Raw genomic sequence first — 19,229 nt, 5'->3', positions numbered from 1 at the left:
CGTTTACGTAAACGTCAACCAGCGGATTTTATCGGGAAATCGCAAGAAACACCATGCGGAGACGTCAAAAACACTGCACGGTGGCGCCCGTGCGCGTGCACGTGCGCCCGCCGCTGCCGACACCGGCATTGCCGCTGCCGTTGAACGCGTTGCCGGCCGCGTCCGTGCAGACGATGCCCTGGCACGCCCGGACGGCGCTGGAACTGGGCACGACGGGCTGCGGTGGCGTGAACGGCGGCGGGATGGGCACGGCGTCCGTCGTGGCGGGCGACTCCCCGGCACGCAGCGGACGCGGCGCCATCGGGCCCGTCGGCTGCCACGCCGGGTGCCGGCGGGCGGCGCGGCGGCGTTGCTCGTCGGTCGGCTTGGCGGCCTGGTCACCGCGCTGGCTGGCGGCCGTGTCGCCGTGCTTGCCATCGGCCTTGCCGCCGGCGCGATCCGCGTGCTGCCCGGCCCGCGCGGCCCCCTGCAGACCGCCGCGTCGATCACTTCGCTCGTTGTCGGTTAGTTGCGTATCTTGCGGATGTGCGCCCTGCCGCGCCAGCGTGTCCGCCTCGTCATGCACTTCGGCCGAGTCTTTGCGGACCGCGTCGGCGCCTTGCTGCCCGCGCGGCGTCAGCACGGGACCGTAGCTGAGCGTGGCCGGCGACGTGTGCGCGCCCGCGGCCGGCGCGCGCGCAGACTGCGGCTTGCTGGCTTCGTCCGCGACGGTCGCCTCGCGGTTCGCCTGCTCCGTCCGTTCCGACTGGCGCTGCGTAGCCACGTCCTGCGCCGGTACCGCGCGCGCGACGGCGAGCAGGACGCCCAGCGCGGCCAGCGGGGCGGCAGATCGATATCGTGTCTGTCCCATGGTTCACCTCGTCGCTTGTCGGCCCATTATCGGCCGCGCGCCGGCGCGCCGGCGCGCGTCAGGTGCCCGTCAGTTTCCTCCGCCACGCTGGTAATCTGCCACGGCGCACGAAGTTCAAACAAACTTCAAACAAAAACGATACAGGAGACCACCATGCAGACGATGCAGGAGATGTACCGCGCCCGGCGCGGCAGCGCCTTCGATGCCCTCGACCACGTGCGCGACGGCGACATGATCATCGTCCCGACGGGCGTCGGCGAACCGCCCGCCTTGCTGCACGCGCTATCGGACGAATGCCGCAGCTTCACGGATGTCCAGGTCGCGCAAATCCTCGCCATGCGCAAGTTCGGCTATTTCGCACCCGAATGCCGTCCGCACGTGCGCCATGCCGCGCTGTTCTTCGGCGGCGCGTCGCGCAGCGGCGGCCAGGGCGGCTGGTGCGATTTCATCCCGAATTATTTCTCCGAGATCCCCACCTTGATCGAACGGGGCCTGATGCCGTCCGACGTGCTGTTTTCGTTGGCCTCGCCGATGTGCGCGTCCGGCCATTTCGCGCTGAGCCTCGGCACCGACTACACGATGGCGGCCGTGGCGAAGGCGCGCGCCGTCGTGCTCGAAGTGAATCCGCACGTCCCGTTCACGCATGGCCAGTGCCATGTGCACATCTCGCAGGTGACGGCGCTCGTCGAAAGCGAAGACCCGATCATGGAGGTGGGCCTGCCCCGCATCGGGCCCGTGCAGGAAGCGATCGGCCGCCTCGTGGCCGAGCACATCGAGGACGGGTCCACCCTGCAGATCGGCTACGGCGGCATCCCGGACGCCGTCGTCATGCAACTGACGGACAAGCGCGACCTCGGCATCCACACGGAGATGATCGGCGACGGCATCCTGACGCTCGTGGAGTCGGGCGCCGTCACGAACCGCCGCAAGACGCTGATGCCGGGGAAGATGGTGGCGACGTTCGCGCTCGGCTCGCGCCGCCTGTACGACTTCATGCACCACAACCCGATGCTGGAGATGCATCCGTCGAACTTCACGAACGACCCGTACATCGCGGGACAGAACGACAAGCTCGTGTCGATCAACGCGAGCCTGCAAGTCGACCTGCTCGGCCAGTGCGGCAGCGAAAGCATCGGCCACCTGCCGTATTCCGGTACGGGCGGCCAGGTCGATTTCGTGCGCGCCGCGAACCGTTCGCGCGGCGGCAAGTCGTTCATCGTGTTGCCGTCGACGGCGAAGGACGGCACGGTCTCGCGCATCGTGCCGACGTTGTCTCCCGGTACGCACGCGACGACGAGCAAGAACGACGTCAACTACGTCGTCACGGAATGGGGCGTCGCCCAGTTGCGCGGCAAGTCGGCCAAGCAGCGCGCGCGGGAATTGATCGCCATCGCGCATCCGGACTTCCGGCCGTGGCTGCGAGAAGAAGCCGACCGCATGTGCGTCTTTTGAATGAAAAACGGGACCCGCAGGTCCCGTTCGTGTCGTTGACGCGATGCCGTCAGCCGCGCGGTTCGGTCACGGCGCTGCGTGCCTGCTCGGCGCCGAGTGCGCCGGCCATGCCGTACACCAGCAGGGCGCGCTGCAGTTCGGCGCGTTCGGCGCCGTCGGCCTGCTGCATACTGTCCTGGCGCGGGGCGTCGGTCGGGTCGAGGACTGGGGCGTCGGCAACGCCTTGTCTTCCGAGATTGCTCGTCATGGTTTTCTCCATTTGGTTAGTAAGCTGGCGCGTTCCGTTTCCAATCATTTCAGAAACAAATCGCTGATGGCGCTACTGTACCCTAACGGAGCCGATCGCGTCGCTAACTGTTTTGTTTTTACACCTATCTTCTTGCCGGGTGAAAATTTACTACATGATTCCACGCGCCGTGCGATCATCGCGCCCATGACCGACGAGGAGGGATCAATGCAAAGAGTTGACGAAATCGGCAACGACGAGCACGTGCGCGGCCCGGCGGACGCCGCGCTGACGGTGATCGAATACGCGGACTTCCAGTGCCCGTACAGCGCCCGTGCCCACGCCGTCCTGCGTGGCCTGGACGCGCGCTTCGGCGGCATCCGCCTGGTCTACCGCCACCTGCCCCTGGCGCACCTGCACCCGCTGGCCGAGCTGGCGTCGGAAGCGGCCGAGGCCGCCGCTGGCCAGGACCGGTTCTGGCAGATGCACGATTTGCTGTACGACCGGCAGCGCCAGATCGCGAACGAACAGGACCTGGCCCTGCTCGCGGAAAGCCTGGACCTCGACATCGACCGCTTCCGCGCCGACGTGAGCGAACGCCGCCACCACGCGCGCGTACAGGCGGACGCGGAACGTGCGCACCACGACGGCGCCAGCGGCACGCCGACCTTTTACATCAACGGCGTGCGCTACCGGGGCGACTCGGACCGCACGTCGCTCGAGCGCGCGTTCAGCGAGGCGCTCGGACGCTGACGCGCGCAGGCCGGGACGCACCGTCCCAGCCCTCAAGCCGTCAGCGCCGCACGGGCGCCTGCACGGGCACCGGTATCTTCACTTCCGCGTGCGCCGTGGCCGCCGGCTTCGCGTACAACGCTTCCGGCGCCGACACGGCGAGCCAGCCTCCGGCCGGCAGCAGCGGCACGAGCAGCAGTGCGACGATGTTGATGATCTTGATGAGCGGATTCACGGCCGGCCCCGCCGTGTCCTTGTACGGGTCGCCCACCGTGTCGCCCGTGACGGCGGCCTTGTGCGCGTCGGAACCCTTGCCACCGTAGTGATTGTCTTCGATATATTTCTTGGCGTTGTCCCAGGCGCCGCCCCCGGTGGTCATCGAGATCGCGACGAACAGCCCGGTGACGATCGTCCCCATCAGCATGCCGCCCAGCGCCGCCGGCCCCAGCAGCATGCCGACGAGGATGGGCACGATCACGGGGAGCAGCGACGGCAGCACCATCTCGCGGATGGCGGATGCGGTGAGCATGTCGACGGCCTTGTCGTATTCCGGCTTGCCGGTACCCGCCATGATGCCGACGATGTCGCGGAACTGGCGCCGGACCTCGATCACGACGGCGCCCGCGGCGCGCCCCACTGCTTCCATCGCCAGCGCCCCGAACAGATAGGGCACGAGGCCGCCGATGAACAGGCCCACGATCACCATCGGGTTCGACAGGTCGAACGCGAGGCGCGTGCCATGCGCTTCCAGCGCGTGCGTGTAGTCGGCGAACAGCACGAGGGCGGCCAGGCCCGCCGAACCGATCGCATAGCCTTTCGTGACGGCCTTCGTCGTGTTGCCGACGGCGTCCAGCGGGTCGGTGACGGCGCGCACCTGGTCGGGCATGCCGCTCATCTCGGCGATGCCGCCCGCGTTGTCGGTGATGGGGCCGTAGGCGTCGAGCGCGACGATGATGCCGGCCATCGACAGCATCGACGTCGCCGCGATGGCGATGCCGTACAGGCCGCCCAGCTGGAACGCGATGAGGATCGCGGCGCACACGACGAGCACCGGGTATGCGGTCGACTTCATCGACACGCCCAGGCCCGCGATGATGTTCGTGCCGTGCCCCGTCGTCGACGCTTCGGCGATGTGGCGCACGGGGCTGAATTCCGTCGCCGTGTAGTACTCCGTGATGTAGACCATCAGGCCCGTCAGCGCGATGCCGACCGTGGCGCAGCCCAGCATGCGCCAGCGCATGGCGGGGTCGGGCCACACGAGCCACGTGACGACGGCAAAGCCGATCAGCGACAGCGCCGCCGACCACCACAGGCCCGTGTACAGCGCGTACATGATCTTGTGGCCCGGATGGTTCTTCACGAGGGAGCAGCCGACGATGGACGCGATGATCGACACGCCCCCCAGCAGCAGCGGATACGCCGTGCCCGTGCCGCCCATCCCGGGCAGCATCAGCGCGCCCAGCAGCATCGTGGCAACGAGCGTGACGACATAGGTCTCGAACAGGTCGGCCGCCATGCCGGCGCAGTCGCCCACGTTGTCGCCCACGTTGTCGGCGATGACGGCGGGATTGCGCGGATCGTCCTCGGGAATGCCGGCCTCCACCTTGCCGACGAGGTCGGCGCCGACGTCCGCGCCTTTCGTGAAGATGCCGCCGCCCAGGCGCGCGAAGATCGAGATCAGCGACGCGCCGAACGCGAGGCCCACGAGGGGCTGGATCACGTCATGCATGGACAGCGCCGGGTCGGCGCGCAGGATGAGGAACCAGTAGAACAGTGCGACGCCCAAGAGGCCAAGGCCCACGACGAGCATGCCCGTGATGGCCCCGCCGCGGAAGGCGACGTTCAGCGCGGCGTCGAGGCTCGTCGCGGCCGCCTGCGCCGTGCGCACGTTCGCGCGCACGGAGACGTTCATGCCGATGAAGCCGCAGGCGCCGGACAGCAGCGCGCCGGCGAGGAAGCCGCACGCGGTGGCCGCGCCGAGCAGGAAGAAGATGGCGACGAGCAGCACGAGGCCGACGATGCCGATGGTGCGGTACTGGCGCGCCAGGTAGGCCGACGCCCCCTGCTGGATGGCCAGCGAGATTTCCTGCATGCGGCCGTTGCCGGGATCCTGGCTCAGGACCCAACTGCGTGACCACAAGCCGTAACATACCGCGATAACGCCGCACGCGACGGCGAAGATGAGCTGCCCGGATGCCATGTCGTCCCCCTCGTTCCTCGATCAACATCACAGAGTCGAAAAGCCGCGTGCGATACGCTGCGAACGGCCTGCCTTGCTGCATTCGCCGCACCCAATGTGCGACAAAACCTTGATCTAAAAACCTGGACGGATGGCGCTGGTCATCCGGAGCCAAAAAAAGGACGGCGCTGCCGTCCTCGAATGCTCAGCCTGCGAGCGCCGCGAACGCGGCGTCGCGTACCTGCTCGACCGGGCCGACGCCCGAGATCTTGCGGTACTTCGGCGCACCCGGCAGGCCCGATTCGGCCCACTTGTTGTAGTAGCCGAGGAGGACCTCGGTCTGGTTGTGGTACACGGCCAGGCGCTTCTTGACCGTTTCTTCCGTGTCGTCGTCGCGCTGGATGAGCGGTTCGCCCGTCACGTCGTCCTTGCCTTCGACTTTCGGCGGGTTGAACTTGACGTGGTACACGCGGCCCGAGGCCGGGTGGCTGCGGCGGCCGCTCATGCGCTCGACGATCAGTTCGTCGGGCACGTCGATTTCCAGCACGTAGTCGATCTTGACACCGCTGTCCTTCATGGCGTCGGCCTGCGCGATCGTGCGCGGGAAGCCGTCGAACAGGTAGCCGTTGGCGCAGTCAGCATCCTTCAGGCGCTCCTTCACGAGGCCGATGATGATGTCGTCCGACACCAGCTGGCCAGCATCCATCACCTTTTTCGCAGCCAGGCCCAGCTCGGTGCCGGCCTTGATGGCGGCACGCAGCATATCGCCGGTGGAGATCTGGGGGATGTTGTACTTTTCTTTGATGAAGTTTGCCTGGGTGCCTTTACCGGCGCCAGGGGCTCCTAACAGAATGAGACGCATGAAGGATTCCTAAAGGTATCTAATAATTTTTTTACGGCAGTTATTGCTGGGCACAAACAACTGCATGATGCATATCTAGCTACTCATACGAAACTTACCACAAAAGCAGCATCAAACGCCACTCGCGGCCGGCGATCTCTCAGCCGTTTGACATGGCGCAAGCAGCCTGAAGCGTAGTTTCCAACGAGATCAAGATGTATAGAAAAGTCTCACGCGCTCGAGGTCGGCTGGCGTATCGACCCCGGCGTGCGGCGCCTCCGCCGTCACGTGCACGGCGATCGGCACGCCGTGCCACAACACGCGCAATTGTTCCAGCGCTTCGATCGACTCCAGCGGCGATGCTTCCAGTTGCGGATACCGTTGCAGGAATGCGTTGCTGTATGCGTACAGGCCGATGTGGCGCAACGGGACATAGCCTGCAGGCAGTTGCCCGCGATCGGCAGCGAAGCCGTCGCGGTGCCACGGGATCGTCGCGCGCGAAAAGTACAGGGCGCGTCCAAGCTTGTCCAGCACGACCTTCACCACGTTCGGGTTGAAGGCATCGTCCACGCTCAAGAGCGGATGGGCGCACGTGGCCATCGGCACGCCGGCCGAAATGCGCGCGGCGCAAGCGGCCAGAAGCGCGGGGTCGATCAGCGGCTCGTCGCCCTGCAGGTTGACGACGACGGCATCCGGCGCCAGGCCCAGCGTGTGCGCCACTTCGGCGATGCGATCGGTGCCGGACGGGTGGTCGGCGCGCGTCATGCACGCTTCCACGCCATGCGCGGCACAGGCGGCGGCGATGTCGGCGTGGTCGGTGGCGACGATGATCCGCGCCGCGCCCGACAGCTGCGCACGCTCGGCCACCCGCACGACCATCGGCTTGCCGCCCAGGTCCGCGAGCGGCTTGTTCGGCAGCCTTGTCGACGCGAGACGCGCCGGGATGATGACGACGAAGCTCATCGGATCAGATCGTCGGCTCGACCTTGCGCGCCTCTTCGGCCCACATGATCGGGATGCCGTCGCGGATCGGATACGCGAGGCGGTCCGGGCGGCAAATCAGTTCCTGCGCTTTCTTGTCATAGTCGAGCGGTCCTTTGCACAGAGGGCAGACCAGGATATCAAGCAGTCGGGCGTCCACGACATTTCTCCACGATTTGGGCGGCCAGCGCGGCATCGATCTGCGCGCCGACGGGCACGACCCACAGCCGCGGGTCGTTGTTGATGTGTTCAAGTTGCCGACATTTTACTGCATCCTTCTCCGTAACCAGGATGACGTCGGCATCCACGGCGCGGAACGGGTCGTCGCGGAAGTCGTGGTGGTCGGGCAGCGGCAGCTCCGCGACCTCGAGGCCGGCCCCGCGCAGCATGGCGAAGAAGCGTCCAGGATTGCCGATGCCGGCCGCCGCCAGCACGCGTTTGCCGCGCAGCGCAGACAAGGGTACGCGTTCGCCCGCATCCATCAGGCGCTCCGCACAGTCGCCCGCGAGACGCATCTGCCATGGCGCCCCGCCCACGGCGGCGGCGAGCGCGGGGCCGATCCCGGGCGCGTTGACGACGGTGAAATCGCGCCGGCGCGACGGCGCCTCGCGCAGCGGGCCGGCCGGCAAGGTCCAGCCATTGCCCGTGCCGCGGCCGTCGAACAGGACGATCTCGACGTCGCGCGCGAGCGCGTAGTGCTGCAGGCCGTCGTCCGTGATCAGGACGTCGACGTCCGGATGCAGCTCGAGCAGGCGGCGCCCGGCCGCGGCGCGCTTGCGGCCGACGACGACGGGACAGCCGGCACGCGAGGCGATCAGCAGGGGCTCGTCGCCGACGTCCTGCGCGCGCGACGTCGGCACCACTTCGCGCGGCGCGTCTCCGGCGCCACCGTGGCCGCGCGAGATCACGCCGGGCCGCATGCCGGCCGCCCGCAACTGCTGCGCGAGCCAGATCGTCAGCGGCGTCTTGCCGGTGCCGCCGATGAAGATATTGCCGACGACGACGACGGGCACGGGCAGCCGTTCCGCCTTCAGGATGCCGGCGCGGTACAGCGCGACGCGCAGCGCCGCGAGCAGGCGGAACAAGAGGGACAGCGGCCACAGGGCCACGGCCAGCGGCCCGCGCTCGAGCCAGGCGCGGGTGAGGGTCGATTCGAGGGAAGATGCCACGGTCTGGGTCGGGAACGCCGTCCGCGCGCGGGCGCGGACGGCGGATGGTTACTTCTGGCCGCCCGTCTGCGCGGCGAAGGTCAGCTTGTCGTAGCCGGCCATGCGCGCCGCTTCCAGCACGTTGATCACCATCTGGTGCATCGCGAACTGGTCGGCGTTGACGATGATCACGGGTTCCTTCACGGGCGTCGCCAGCGGCTGGCCGTCCGGCCCCGTGCTGGCCGCGCGCTTGAGGTCGTCGGCAAGGCTCGCCACGCCGTGGAATGCGACGGGCACGTTGTTCACCGTGTAGTTACCCTTGGCGTCGACGGTGACGTTGATCTCGAACGGCTTCTCGACGGCCTTCTCGGCATCCGCGGTCGGCAGGGTGATCTGCAGTTCCGTGAACTTGCTGTACGTCGTCGTCACCATGAGGAAGATCAGCACGACCAGCAGCACGTCGATGAACGGGATCAGGTTGATTTCCGGATCCTCGCGTTTGCGGCCGCGGCGGAAGTCGATCATTTGCGGGCACCGTGGACGACGTCGACGAATTTCACGGCCTGCAGCTCCATGTCGATGATGAAGCTGTCGACGAGCGCGCGGAAGTGGCGGTAGAACACGAGGGCCGGCATGGCGATCGCGAGGCCGAAACCGGTGTTGTACAGCGCCACGGAAATGCCGTGCGCCAGTTGCGCGGGGTTCGTGCCGGTCGCGTTCTGCGCGCCGAAGATCTCGATCATGCCGACGACGGTGCCGAACAGGCCCATCAGCGGCGCCAGCGACGCGATCGTGCCCAAGGTCGTCAGGAAGCGCTCCAGCACGTGGGCGACACCCCTGCCCGCTTCCTCGATCGATTCCTTCATCACGTCGCGCGGCGCGTCGACGTTGCGCAGCGCGGCGGCCAGCACGGCGCCGAGCGGGGAATTCGTCTGCAGCTTGTCGATGATGTCCGGTGTGACCTTGCCGCTACGATAGACCTGGATCACTTCATCGAGCAGCTGGCGCGGGAGGATCTTTTCGCGGCGCAGGTAGATCAGGCGTTCGATGATCAGGGCCAGGGCAATGATCGAGGCGATCAGCAACAGCCAGATGGGCCAGCCGGCGGCTTGGAGAATGGCGAGCAAATGGGACTCCTGGATGGATAAGAAACGATGCACAAGTCAGTTGCGCAATGTAACGTGTTGCCCGGATTGCGGCAAGTAGAGTTCTGCACACTTTCTGTGGATAAAAGTGTGCGCAAGACGGCCTTTGGCACGTAAGTGTATTGATTCTTAAAGGATATTTTTCCGTGCGTAAAAACGCGGCACATAGGCTATCGATTTCCGGGAGGCAATTTCTTCCATCAATGACCGAAAACCGGCCGTGTAGTTGCCCACAATTTCTGTGGATAAATTTGTGCGAAATCAGGTTTCCCGTCGGTAAGTCGTTGATTTTTCTCATGGAAATTTTCAAGGTCAAAAAATAGGCAGCCTGGAGTGCGACTACAGCCGAGTTCCCGCACGTGCGTTCTGCACAATTTTTGTGGACAAAATTGTGCGCAAGCGCACGAACCGATACCTAAACAGTTGATTTATAAGATAAACATGTCACCGCCCTATTTTTAAGCAGGCGCGACTTATCCACGCGTGCGCCGGCGCCCCACGCTGATCACCGACTTTTCACACAAACTGTGGAAAACGGTGTGAGCAAGCGCACCATTTCGAGCCCAACCCGTTGATTTGACTCATGATTTGTATTCAAGCCCATTTTTTAGGCAAACAGGGCTTGTGCACAAGGTGCCGCCCGAAACGGCCGCGTGGCGCGGCGTCGGCGGGGGCTGCGGTATAGTCGCGTCTTCGGCGACGCAGCCGCTGTCTCGCAAGTGGCCTGCCAGGGCCGTATCGCCGGCCTTGGACCGATGTCGGTATTCTTCACATATTTTGTGGAAAAGATTGTGAGCAAGGGCCTTGATCGCACCCAAACCATTTGAATTTAAACGAGATTTTTTCCGTGCGGAATTTTTAGGCGGCGCGCCCGCCGGCGTGGGCGGCGAGCTGGAGGCGCCGCCGGGCCGCACCTGTTCACATAAACTGTGGAAAACAATGTGAGCAAGGCCCGAGACTCCAACGTAAGTCTTTGATTGCTTTAGAAAAACATATGCACGCTGAATTTGGAGGCAGCGGACCTTGACCACTTCCACACACATTCTGTGGATAAGATTGTGGCCAAGTAGGCGGAGATGCAGCCAAGCCATTGATCCGTAAGGAAATTAGGTTGCTGCATCGAAATCAAGCAGCAGCGTTTTACTATAAAAATCAGGTGTTTACAAAAACTACCTGTTGTTTTACAGCAGATGTGTCTTACACTGCGCGCAACCATGTTTTTGTGGACAGTTCCACCGAGCCCAACCCTATGTTCCCCACCGAAGACGCCGATCCGGCCTACGCCGCCCCGCCCGTACTGACCGTCACCGCGCTGAACCAGCAGGTCGCACGCCTGCTGGAGCGCACGTTCCCCCTCGTCTGGATCGGCGGCGAGATCTCGAATTTCACGCGCGCGGCAAGCGGCCACTGGTATTTCACGTTGAAGGACGATGCGGCCCAGGTGCGCGCGGTCATGTTCCGCGGCCGCGCCCAGTACGCGGGCTTCACCCCGCGCGAAGGCGACAAGGTCGAGGTGCGCGCCCTCGTCACCTTGTACGGCGCGCGGGGCGACTACCAGATCAACGTGGAAGCGATCCGCCGGGCCGGCGTGGGGGCGCTGTACGAGGCGTTCATGCGCCTCAAGGAAAAGCTCGGCGCCGAAGGCCTGTTCGACGAAGCCCGCAAACGTGCCCTGCCGCTGTTCGCGCGCACGGTGGGCATCGTCACGAGCCCGCAGGCGGCGGCGCTGCGCGACGTGCTCACGGCGCTGAAGCGGCGCGCGCCGCACGTGCGCATCGTGCTGTATCCGGCGCCCGTGCAGGGGCAGCTCGCGGCGCAGAAGATCGCGGAAGCCATCGCCATCGCATCGCACCGGCGCGAGGTCGACGTGCTGATCGTGTGCCGCGGCGGCGGGTCGATCGAGGACTTGTGGAGCTTCAACGAGGAAGCCGTCGCGCGCGCGCTCGCCGCGTGCTCGATGCCCGTGATCTCGGGCGTGGGCCACGAGACGGACTTCACGATCGCCGACTTCGCCGCCGACCTGCGCGCCGCCACGCCGACGGCCGCGGCCGAACTCGCCGTCACGGCGCGCGCCGACTGGCTCGGGTCGCTGCAGGCCGACGCCGGCGATCTGCGCCGGGCGATGGGGCGCGTGCTGTCCGATGCGAGCCAGGGCCTCGACAACCTGTCGCGCCGCCTGTTGAGCCCATCGAGCCAGATCGCGCACCAGCGCCTGAAACTTCTGGGCATGGCCAGCACTCTCACGCATGCCGTGCGCGCCCCCGTGAACCGCCACGGGGTGTTGCTGGCGCAGTTGCAGCAGCGCTGGGCCCGCCATCGTCCGGACTGGAGCGGCCTGCGCACACGGCTGGAATCGGACCGGCGCCACCTGACGGCCAGCGTCGCCAACGGATTGCGCGCGCGGCGCGAGGCGCTGAACGCGCTGGCGGCGCAGCTCGAACTGCTGAACCCGCAGCGCACGCTGGAGCGCGGCTATGCGATCGTCAGCAATGCGAAAGGCAAGGTGCTGCATGCGCCGGGCCAGATCAAGCCGCGCGACGTGCTGCGCATCCGCCTGGCGGAAGGCAGCGCCGAAGTCAGCGTCGCGGGCGTGCAGGACGTATTGGAATGACAAGATAGTGGTTTCGCAAAGTCATACCTGCAACGATCGGCTAACCAGTTTAGAATAAGCGCCCGAATTGCTGTACCGCAGAGACTTCGAGAAAGTCTCCCGTCAACTCACTAAGGAACAAGACATGGAACATACCCTGCCGCCACTGCCGTACGCTAAGGACGCCCTGCAGCCGCACATCTCGGCCGAGACGCTGGAATACCACTACGGCAAGCACCACCAGGCCTACGTCACGAACCTGAACAACCTGATCAAGGGCACCGAGTTCGAAAACCTGTCGCTGGAAGAGATCATCAAGAAATCGCAGGGCGGCGTGTTCAACAACTCGGCCCAGGTGTGGAACCACACGTTCTTCTGGAACTGCATGACCCCGAACGGCGGCGGCGCGCCGACCGGCCCGGTCGCCGACGCGATCAACGCCAAGTGGGGCTCGTTCGACAAGTTCAAGGAAGAGTTCCAGAAATCGGCCGTCGGCAACTTCGGTTCGGGCTGGACCTGGCTGGTCAAGAAGCCGGACGGCACCGTCGACATCGTCAACACGTCGAACGCCGCCACCCCGCTGACGACCGAGAACAAGCCGCTGCTGACCTGCGACGTCTGGGAACACGCCTACTACATCGACTACCGCAATGCCCGTCCGAAGTTCGTCGAGGCATGGTGGAACGTCGTCAACTGGGGCTTCGTGAACCAGAACTTCGCCTGAGTCCAGGCATAGGCGGAGCCCGCTCCGCCTCCCGAAAAATCCGCCGCGGCGGATTTTTTTACGTCCGTCGCCCGCGACTTTGTCGCGAAACTGTACGATTTTGTCATGCTTACCCCCCAAACATGCGCCACCGTTGCCCCGTCTTATACAATGCGGAGTCGAAGGAGATCTCATGTATCGCGTACTGTTGGTGGAAGACGATCCGCGCCTCGCGGAACTGGTGACGGAATACCTGTCCGGCTATGAATTCTCGGTCGACCTCGTCACCCGGGGCGATGCCGCGCTCGAGCACTTCAAGACGGCCGCCCCGGACATCGTCGTGCTCGACCTGATGCTGCCGGGCCTGGACGGCATGGTCGTGTGCCGCCAGATCCGCGACGTGTCCGACGTGCCGATCCTGATCCTCACGGCGCGCGAGGATACGTACGACGAAGTGTCGGGCCTCGAGCAAGGCGCGGACGACTTCGTCAACAAGCCCGTGCAGCCGCGCGTGCTGCTCGCGCGCCTGCGCGCCCTGCTGCGCCGCACGCAAACGAAGACCACGACGGATACCCGCGTGCTCGAGTTCGGCGCGTTGCGCATCATGACGAGCGACCGCAGCGTCACCTGGCGCGGCCAGCCGTGCGTGCTCAGCAATACGGAATACAAGCTGCTGCTCGTGCTGGCCGAGGCCTCGGGCCGCGTGCTCTCGCGCGACGAGCTGCTCAAGAAGATGCGCGGCATCGAGTTCGACGGCCTCGACCGCAGCATCGACAACTGCATCTCCAAGCTGCGCCGCAAGTTCGACGACGCGATGTCGGAGAAGATCAAGACCGTGTGGGGCGAGGGCTACCTGTTTTCCCCGTCCGCCTGGAACTGACCTTTACCGTCCGCCGGACACGTCGATGAACGTGCCCGTCGCATACGACGCCTCCGCCGACAGCAGCCACAGCACGGCCGCCGCCACTTCGCCCGCCGTCCCGCCGCGCGCCATCGGCACGGACGACTGCAGGCGCGCGATGCGCCCCGGTTCGCCGCCGCTCGCGTGCATCTCCGTGTCGATCAGGCCCGGCCGCACGCCGTTCACGCGGATGCCTTCCTGCGCCACTTCCTTCGCGAGGCCGATCGTCAGCGCGTCCACGGCCGCCTTCGATGCGGCATAGTCCACGTATTCGTTCGCCGAGCCGAGCACGGCCGCGCGCGACGACACATTCACGATCGCCCCGCCGGTACCGCCATGCCGGGTCGACATGCGCCGCACGGCTTCGCGCGCACATAAAAAGCTGCCCGTGACGTTGGTCGCGAGGATGCGCTGGATGCGCGCCGCATCCATCTGCTCCACGCGCGCCTGGCGCGCGAGGATGCCGGCGTTGTTGACGAGGGCGTCGAGCCGGCCGCAGCGCGCGTCGATGGCGGCGAACAGGCGCTCGACGGCCGCCTCGTCCGCCACGTCGGCCGCGACGGCGAACGCCTGGCCGCCGGCCACCTCGATGGCGCGCACGACGTCGGCCGCTGCCGCCGCGTTGTCGCGGTAGTTCACGCATACCGTGTAGCCGCGGCGCGCGGCCAGCAGCGCGCAGGCGGCGCCGATGCCGCGGCTCGCGCCCGTGACGAGGATCGTCTTGTTCATCATTGTCCTTGGTGTCCGCCCGTGCGCATGCTTATTCGAAGATGGGGACGATGGCGAGCGGTGCGTTGTAGGTGATGACCTGGGCCCGCTCGGCGGACGTGCCGAAGCGCCAGGTCACGATGGGAAAACCTTCGTCGGGGTCGCCCGAGAAGGCGGCGCCGGCCGTCACCGGCAGCGCCTGCTCGGCGCCGTCCGCGTGGCGCAGCCGGGCGCCGGCCGATTCCTTTTTCGGGAACACGAAGCGCACGCCGGCGCACTGGCGCGCGCGCTGCGACGCGTCGACGTAGCGCACGAAGCCCAGCGCCTGGGCGCAGGCCGTGCGCAGGTCGGCGGCGTCGTACTGGCCGTCGGCGCGCGGCGCGATCGTCACCTGCGGACGCAGCACGAACGGCATGCCCTTGCGGTTCAGGACCAGGGCCGCGTTCTCGTCGTATGCCGCCTTCTGCAGCGGGAACACGGTACGGCCGAGGGCGTCGAGCGGCAGGTTCAGCTGCGTCGTTTTGCCCGTCAGCGTGAGCTGGGCGCCCTCGCCCAGCCCGGCGTGGTCGCGCGACTGCACTTGCAGCTGGCTTTGCAGCAGGTTCTTCGGTCCGCCGTATTTCTCGAACTGGACCATGGCGCGGTACGCATCCCGGTAGCTCACCCATTCGCCGGCCGGCGCCTCGGCATGCACGACGGCCGGAGCGACCGCAGGCAACCAGGCGAAGGCAGCGACGAGTTGGCGGGATGCGCGCATCATCAGAACCGGTAGGCAATGGCGGTCGAGACCGTCAGGTTGGTGGACCGCTCGGCGAGCGGGCTCTTGTCGGCGCTGCCCAGCAGGCGCTTGGCCTGCACGTTCGACGTCAGCATCCACGACGGCGACCACGCCCAGTTCCAGCGCACGCCGACGTGCGCATCCTGCAGGCCGCCGCCCGCGTCGTACCGGGTAAAGCGGCTGCGCGCGGCCTCCGCTGCCGTCACGCCGAAATAGGTCTGGTTGTAGTTGCGGTTCGCGACCGCCACGCCAGCCGACAGCGACACGTGGTGCTGCCCGCCGAGGTCGACGGCCAGACGCTGCACGCCGAGGTCCAGCCGGGCGCCGTCGTGGTCGTTGCCGGCGCCGTACAACAGGCTGCTCGTCAAGCGCCATTGCGGCGTGACGTAGTAATTCGCGAAGACACCGCCCGTGAGGCGCGTGCCGATCTTGTCCATGCCGTCCAGGCGGGTTGGGCGCGCGTCGAACTTGGCGAGCGGCTCCGGCACGGGACCGATCAGCGAGGGGCCGTAGGTGCCGACGCCGTCGGCCGACCGCCCCGTCCCCGACGCGTCGCGGCCCGGCTGCACGGCGAGCAGCGGGCCGTATTCGATGACGGGGTCCGTCGACAGATGCATGCCGGCGCTCATGCCCGAAATAAAAAGGCCGTTGCTCCATTGGACTTGAAGCACCGGCAACGCTGATACCTTGCGACTTCCCGTTCCATCCCAACGCGGCGCCGATTGCACGCCGAGGCCGACGTACATATCGCGGCTGCCGTCCGGCATCGGGTTCGTCGCCGGCGTCTGCGCGCACGTCGTACCGCTGGCGGCGCAGAGTGCGATGAAGAGAAGCTTGTTCATGTTCAGGGACTGGGAGATTCAGGAAGACAACATTCTACGTCCAGTCTCGTCCCTCCCATAGCGAATAAAAAAGGCCCACCGTCTTCGCGCATCGGGCGGGCCAAACGGAAAACCCAACGAAAGGCATCGTACCGGGTGGCCGCAACAAGTTCATCCGCGGACTGTCGGCCTTTTGTCCTCAATTTGTAAATAATAGTTTTTTTGACCATTGCTCCTATACAATCCCGCCCATGCGTCACAGACTCTTTGCCACAGACAGTTGCCACGACCGGAGGATGGCGGCGTGAATCGCCTGTTCTTCCGCTTCTTCGTGCTCGTCATGCTGGCGATTACGGGTGCGACGTTCGTCATCTATTTCGTCTTCGCGCGGCTGTTCGGCGACCCGCTGGACGACATCGCGCGGCGCCAGGCCTCGGCACAAATCTTCCTGCTCGAACAATATGTCGACCGCGCGCCGGCCGACGAGTGGCTCGGACGCCTGAACAAGGTGCGCGAAGTCTCGGAAGCCCATTTCGACCTGATCCCGCTGGACCAGGCCAGGGCCGCCCTGCCCGCCCGCCAGCACGCGGCGCTGGAGCGGGGCCAGGTCGTGCTGGACCCGCAGCACAAGGCGTTCTTCCGCCGCGTCGACCTCAAGGGCGAGCGCTACATCGGCAGCAATGAGGAAGCGATCCGCGCGTACAACCTCCCCATCGACCTCGGCCAGGCGCTCGCGATGGAAGTGGTGCGCTACGTCGTCGTCGCGCTCGCGCTGCTCGTGCCGATCGCGCTGTGGTCGCGCGCGCACTGGCGGGCGCTGCAGACACTGTCGCGCGTGGCCGACGAGTTCGGCGCCGGCCAGTTGTCGGCACGCGCGCGGCTGCGGCCGGCCGACGCCGTCTATCCGCTGGCCGAACGCATCAATGCGATGGCCGAGCGCATCCAGGGTTTGATGGACGCGCAGAAGAATCTGCTGCATTCCGTGTCGCATGAACTGCGCACCCCGATCGCGCGCCTGGAGTTCGCGCTGGAACTGCTCAATGCGCGGGCGGCCGATCCTGCGCTGGCCAAGCGTATCGCCGCAATGGAGGGCGACCTGGCCGAGTTGAACGCGCTCGTCAACGAGCTGCTGTCGATGAGCAAGCTGGACAACGCGCAAGGCCCGACGCGCGCGCTGTTCGAGCTGGAGCCGCTGCTGCGCGAATGCGCGGACGGCCTGCATCCCCGTCCGCAGCGCCTGCACGTGGACCTCGGCGAACGCCTGGGCAGCCTGGACGCCGACCGCCGCCTGCTCGGCCGCGCGATCGGCAACCTGCTCAGGAACGCGCAGAAATATGCGGCGCACGAAGTGGCGCTGCGCGCGCGCCGCGATGACGGCACGCTCGAGATCGCCGTCGAGGACGACGGCCCCGGCATTCCGGACGAGGAACGGGACCGCATCTTCGAGCCGTTCTACCGCCTCGACCGCAGCCGCGACCGCGCCACCGGCGGCTTCGGCCTCGGGCTGTCGATCGCGCACAAGGCGATCGCGCTGCACGGCGGCAGCCTGCAAGTCGAGCAGTCGGCGCTGGGCGGCGCGCGCTTCGTCATTCGCGTGCCGGATGGGGTGCTGGCCGGGTGATGTGGGCCAGCGAACCGGGCGCAAGCGCTTACCACGGTCAAACACCTTCGAGCGTCGCCACCTGATCGAGAATGAACGCGACTCGCTCGTCGACCGACACCCGAGGGAGCGCACATGTTCGATAGCCAATGTCGACATAGGATGCGACCGTCGCGTCGAATGAACGCGCGGCGCGCTGGAATGATGCGCGGCGCCACTGGTCGCGGACATAAATTTCGGGCCAGGGTTCCGCTACGAACACGGTGTCGGCGTATCGACACATTGCCGACGCGGCTTCATAGGCGCCGTCCACGTCCAGGCCAAGGAGCCGCATATGCCCCAGGCATTCGGGAAGTCCCCGATCGAAAAATACCGGTGGAGGTAGCGATCTGGCGGTCTCGTAGGCGCGAATATTGCGCTCTACCACCTCGTTCATAAAGGCCTGCAAATGAATCGAAGTGCCGAGCGTTCCCCCGTCTGATTCCTTTTCGCGCAGTACGGCCAGTGCGGCTTCTTCTATCACCGACAGGCCTTTGTCGCCGAGTGCTCGCAGAAGGGTTGATTTACCTGCGCCGGACGCCCCGGTAATGACATAGAAGTGCTTGCAGACCATCATGTCAGTCCGACGCAGCACATTGCCCAACTTATCTTTGCCATACCAGGTCAAGATCGCCGTCCACGAACCCTACCGCGATGCCTTCCCGCGCCCGGAGAATTGCGCCAATGGTCTTGTCATCCAAGGCCCTCAGTACCAGCGTCTTGACGTTCGCCAGGCACGTTTGCCATGAGTTCGCGGAGAACGTTGCAGGAATCGGGAGCCAGCAAGGCGTCGCTTCCCGGACCTCTTCAAAACTCATCGTTTTTCCTCATCATTCTCGGCAGAACCCGATGGCTTCTTACTTGCCCTGCGCGACCTTGTCGACGAGCTTGGCGGCGACGTTCAAGGTCGCCTTGAACACCATGTCGCGATCGGCCCCCTGCATCTGGGCGGACTCCAGTGCCGGCGTCGTCAGGTAGCGGCCGTCCACGATGAGCGTCGGTGCGGACTCGACCTGGTACTGCGCCGCGATCCGGCCCAGTTGGCGCAAGCGCGTCGTCACGCCGAACGAATTCCACGCGTCGAGGAATTGCGCGCGGTCGATGCCGTTCTTCGTGGCCCAGTCGATGATGGCGTCGTCCTTGTTCAGGCGGATATGGTCCACGTGCACGGCCTTGAACACTTTCTCGTGCATGTCGCCGAGCCTGCCCAGCGTCTCGAGCGTCAGGTACAAATGCGCTTCCGGATCGGCCTGCCCGGTCAACGGGTAGTGAATGCGGCGCACCGTGATGCGGTCGCCCTGCTGGCGGATCCAGTCTTCGAGCAAGGGCTCCAGCGCATTGCACACCGGGCAGTGGTACATGAAGAACTCGATGACTTCGACTTTCTTGCCCGTCGATTGCACGGCTTGCGGCTGGGTGAGCGTGATGTAGTCGACGCCGTTTTGCGGCACGGCGGGCGAGGCGGATGCGAGGGAGGCCGACAGGCCAAGCAATATGACGAGGCCGGCGGTGCGCAGGAGACGCATGGACAATCC

Annotated in this window: 22 protein-coding genes; 7 read left to right on the top strand and 15 right to left on the bottom strand. The window is 65.8% G+C overall.

The window, feature by feature from the left end; genetic code table 11:
* Positions 1 to 64: 64 nt before the first annotated feature.
* Complete coding sequence (locus HAV22_RS14855) at positions 65 to 850, bottom strand: hypothetical protein (RefSeq protein ID WP_166859858.1); 786 nt, start codon at positions 848 to 850, stop codon at positions 65 to 67.
* A 153-nt stretch (positions 851 to 1,003) separates the two neighbouring features.
* Here HAV22_RS14855 and HAV22_RS14850 point away from each other — a divergent pair, with 153 nt between their 5' ends.
* Complete coding sequence (locus HAV22_RS14850) at positions 1,004 to 2,302, top strand: acetyl-CoA hydrolase/transferase family protein (protein ID WP_166859857.1); 1,299 nt, start codon at positions 1,004 to 1,006, stop codon at positions 2,300 to 2,302.
* 49 nt (positions 2,303 to 2,351) lie between these two features.
* Here HAV22_RS14850 and HAV22_RS14845 read toward each other — a convergent pair whose 3' ends face one another.
* Entirely contained in the window at positions 2,352 to 2,549 is a 198-nt protein-coding gene (locus HAV22_RS14845; RefSeq protein WP_166859856.1) for a hypothetical protein, read from the bottom strand.
* 207 nt (positions 2,550 to 2,756) lie between these two features.
* On the opposite strand from HAV22_RS14845, the gene HAV22_RS14840 reads away from it, so the two are divergent.
* Complete coding sequence (locus HAV22_RS14840; protein ID WP_166859855.1) at positions 2,757 to 3,281, top strand: DsbA family protein; 525 nt, start codon at positions 2,757 to 2,759, stop codon at positions 3,279 to 3,281.
* A 40-nt stretch (positions 3,282 to 3,321) separates the two neighbouring features.
* Here HAV22_RS14840 and HAV22_RS14835 read toward each other — a convergent pair whose 3' ends face one another.
* The 7 genes from HAV22_RS14835 to HAV22_RS14805 form a co-directional block, all read right to left on the bottom strand.
* Positions 3,322 to 5,460, bottom strand: a complete 2,139-nt coding sequence (locus HAV22_RS14835; RefSeq protein ID WP_166859854.1) for a sodium-translocating pyrophosphatase — start codon at positions 5,458 to 5,460, stop codon at positions 3,322 to 3,324.
* Between the two features lie 184 nt (positions 5,461 to 5,644).
* Positions 5,645 to 6,301: an adenylate kinase gene (adk, locus tag HAV22_RS14830; protein WP_166859853.1), complete on the bottom strand. Its 657-nt coding sequence runs from the start codon at positions 6,299 to 6,301 to the stop codon at positions 5,645 to 5,647.
* A gap of 189 nt (positions 6,302 to 6,490) precedes the next feature.
* Positions 6,491 to 7,243 (bottom strand): 3-deoxy-manno-octulosonate cytidylyltransferase, encoded by a 753-nt coding sequence (kdsB, locus tag HAV22_RS14825; RefSeq protein WP_166859852.1) that lies wholly within the window; start codon positions 7,241 to 7,243, stop codon positions 6,491 to 6,493.
* A gap of 4 nt (positions 7,244 to 7,247) precedes the next feature.
* Positions 7,248 to 7,421 carry a Trm112 family protein gene (locus tag HAV22_RS14820; protein ID WP_166859851.1) on the bottom strand — a complete coding sequence of 58 codons (174 nt, stop codon included), beginning with the start codon at positions 7,419 to 7,421 and terminating at the stop codon, positions 7,248 to 7,250.
* Positions 7,402 to 8,430 (bottom strand): tetraacyldisaccharide 4'-kinase, encoded by a 1,029-nt coding sequence (gene lpxK, locus HAV22_RS14815; protein ID WP_166859850.1) that lies wholly within the window; start codon positions 8,428 to 8,430, stop codon positions 7,402 to 7,404. Before lpxK ends, HAV22_RS14820 begins: the two co-directional genes overlap by 20 nt.
* A gap of 48 nt (positions 8,431 to 8,478) precedes the next feature.
* Positions 8,479 to 8,931 (bottom strand): ExbD/TolR family protein, encoded by a 453-nt coding sequence (locus HAV22_RS14810; RefSeq protein WP_166860022.1) that lies wholly within the window; start codon positions 8,929 to 8,931, stop codon positions 8,479 to 8,481.
* On the bottom strand, positions 8,931 to 9,536 hold the full coding sequence (locus HAV22_RS14805) for a MotA/TolQ/ExbB proton channel family protein (protein WP_166859849.1): 606 nt from the start codon (positions 9,534 to 9,536) through the stop codon (positions 8,931 to 8,933). The genes HAV22_RS14810 and HAV22_RS14805 overlap by 1 nt, the downstream gene beginning before the upstream one ends.
* 822 nt (positions 9,537 to 10,358) lie before the next feature.
* Here HAV22_RS14805 and HAV22_RS14800 point away from each other — a divergent pair.
* The 4 genes from HAV22_RS14800 (at position 10,359) to HAV22_RS14785 (ending at position 13,727) form a co-directional block, all read left to right on the top strand.
* Complete coding sequence (locus tag HAV22_RS14800; RefSeq protein ID WP_166859848.1) at positions 10,359 to 10,499, top strand: hypothetical protein; 141 nt, start codon at positions 10,359 to 10,361, stop codon at positions 10,497 to 10,499.
* Between the two features lie 304 nt (positions 10,500 to 10,803).
* Complete coding sequence (gene xseA, locus HAV22_RS14795) at positions 10,804 to 12,165, top strand: exodeoxyribonuclease VII large subunit (protein ID WP_166859847.1); 1,362 nt, start codon at positions 10,804 to 10,806, stop codon at positions 12,163 to 12,165.
* Positions 12,166 to 12,289: 124 nt separating this feature from the next.
* Positions 12,290 to 12,868 (top strand): superoxide dismutase, encoded by a 579-nt coding sequence (locus HAV22_RS14790; protein ID WP_166859846.1) that lies wholly within the window; start codon positions 12,290 to 12,292, stop codon positions 12,866 to 12,868.
* A 172-nt stretch (positions 12,869 to 13,040) separates the two neighbouring features.
* Entirely contained in the window at positions 13,041 to 13,727 is a 687-nt protein-coding gene (locus tag HAV22_RS14785) for a response regulator (protein WP_166859845.1), read from the top strand.
* A gap of 3 nt (positions 13,728 to 13,730) precedes the next feature.
* Here the strand turns inward: HAV22_RS14785 and HAV22_RS14780 are convergent, their stop codons facing one another.
* The 3 genes from HAV22_RS14780 to HAV22_RS14770 are packed head-to-tail and all read right to left on the bottom strand — an operon-like array spanning position 13,731 to position 16,076.
* Positions 13,731 to 14,480, bottom strand: a complete 750-nt coding sequence (locus tag HAV22_RS14780; RefSeq protein ID WP_208296200.1) for an SDR family oxidoreductase — start codon at positions 14,478 to 14,480, stop codon at positions 13,731 to 13,733.
* A 28-nt stretch (positions 14,481 to 14,508) separates the two neighbouring features.
* A complete protein-coding gene (locus tag HAV22_RS14775) occupies positions 14,509 to 15,216 on the bottom strand; it encodes a hypothetical protein (RefSeq protein WP_229421243.1) in 708 nt (235 codons plus the stop codon).
* Complete coding sequence (locus HAV22_RS14770; protein WP_166859843.1) at positions 15,216 to 16,076, bottom strand: MipA/OmpV family protein; 861 nt, start codon at positions 16,074 to 16,076, stop codon at positions 15,216 to 15,218. The genes HAV22_RS14775 and HAV22_RS14770 overlap by 1 nt, the downstream gene beginning before the upstream one ends.
* 283 nt (positions 16,077 to 16,359) lie before the next feature.
* Between HAV22_RS14770 and HAV22_RS14765 the strand changes: the two genes are divergently transcribed.
* Entirely contained in the window at positions 16,360 to 17,676 is a 1,317-nt protein-coding gene (locus tag HAV22_RS14765) for an ATP-binding protein (RefSeq protein ID WP_166859842.1), read from the top strand.
* A gap of 37 nt (positions 17,677 to 17,713) precedes the next feature.
* Here HAV22_RS14765 and HAV22_RS14760 read toward each other — a convergent pair whose 3' ends face one another.
* From HAV22_RS14760 to HAV22_RS14750, 3 genes are read right to left on the bottom strand one after another with little or no spacing between them, the layout of a single operon-like run.
* A complete protein-coding gene (locus HAV22_RS14760; protein ID WP_229421242.1) occupies positions 17,714 to 18,322 on the bottom strand; it encodes an AAA family ATPase in 609 nt (202 codons plus the stop codon).
* The gene (locus HAV22_RS14755) at positions 18,300 to 18,512 is read right to left on the bottom strand and encodes a hypothetical protein (RefSeq protein ID WP_166859841.1); all 213 of its coding nucleotides are present in this window, start codon (positions 18,510 to 18,512) and stop codon (positions 18,300 to 18,302) included. Before HAV22_RS14755 ends, HAV22_RS14760 begins: the two co-directional genes overlap by 23 nt.
* Positions 18,513 to 18,551: 39 nt before the next feature.
* Positions 18,552 to 19,220, bottom strand: coding sequence for a thiol:disulfide interchange protein DsbA/DsbL (locus HAV22_RS14750; RefSeq protein WP_166859840.1), 669 nt, complete (start codon positions 19,218 to 19,220; stop codon positions 18,552 to 18,554).
* Positions 19,221 to 19,229 lie beyond the last annotated feature (9 nt).

This window comes from Telluria antibiotica (assembly GCF_011682055.1).
Taxonomy (GTDB): domain Bacteria; phylum Pseudomonadota; class Gammaproteobacteria; order Burkholderiales; family Burkholderiaceae_D; genus Telluria; species Telluria antibiotica.
Note: the sequence above shows the minus strand (reverse complement) of the source record. Positions and strands in the feature narration are given on the sequence as shown.

Bases quoted from the DNA above. Each gene is read 5' to 3' on its own strand.
- HAV22_RS14855 (WP_166859858.1), bottom strand. From the start codon at position 850: ATGGGACAGACACGATATCGATCTGCCGCCCCGCTGGCCGCGCTGGGC.
- HAV22_RS14850 (WP_166859857.1), top strand. From the start codon at position 1,004: ATGCAGACGATGCAGGAGATGTACCGCGCCCGGCGCGGCAGCGCCTTC.
- HAV22_RS14845 (WP_166859856.1), bottom strand. From the start codon at position 2,549: ATGACGAGCAATCTCGGAAGACAAGGCGTTGCCGACGCCCCAGTCCTC.
- HAV22_RS14840 (WP_166859855.1), top strand. From the start codon at position 2,757: ATGCAAAGAGTTGACGAAATCGGCAACGACGAGCACGTGCGCGGCCCG.
- HAV22_RS14835 (WP_166859854.1), bottom strand. From the start codon at position 5,460: ATGGCATCCGGGCAGCTCATCTTCGCCGTCGCGTGCGGCGTTATCGCG.
- adk (WP_166859853.1), bottom strand. From the start codon at position 6,301: ATGCGTCTCATTCTGTTAGGAGCCCCTGGCGCCGGTAAAGGCACCCAG.
- kdsB (WP_166859852.1), bottom strand. From the start codon at position 7,243: ATGAGCTTCGTCGTCATCATCCCGGCGCGTCTCGCGTCGACAAGGCTG.
- xseA (WP_166859847.1), top strand. From the start codon at position 10,804: ATGTTCCCCACCGAAGACGCCGATCCGGCCTACGCCGCCCCGCCCGTA.
- HAV22_RS14790 (WP_166859846.1), top strand. From the start codon at position 12,290: ATGGAACATACCCTGCCGCCACTGCCGTACGCTAAGGACGCCCTGCAG.
- HAV22_RS14785 (WP_166859845.1), top strand. From the start codon at position 13,041: ATGTATCGCGTACTGTTGGTGGAAGACGATCCGCGCCTCGCGGAACTG.
- HAV22_RS14780 (WP_208296200.1), bottom strand. From the start codon at position 14,480: ATGATGAACAAGACGATCCTCGTCACGGGCGCGAGCCGCGGCATCGGC.
- HAV22_RS14775 (WP_229421243.1), bottom strand. From the start codon at position 15,216: ATGATGCGCGCATCCCGCCAACTCGTCGCTGCCTTCGCCTGGTTGCCT.
- HAV22_RS14770 (WP_166859843.1), bottom strand. From the start codon at position 16,076: ATGAACAAGCTTCTCTTCATCGCACTCTGCGCCGCCAGCGGTACGACG.
- HAV22_RS14755 (WP_166859841.1), bottom strand. From the start codon at position 18,512: ATGAGTTTTGAAGAGGTCCGGGAAGCGACGCCTTGCTGGCTCCCGATT.
- HAV22_RS14750 (WP_166859840.1), bottom strand. From the start codon at position 19,220: ATGCGTCTCCTGCGCACCGCCGGCCTCGTCATATTGCTTGGCCTGTCG.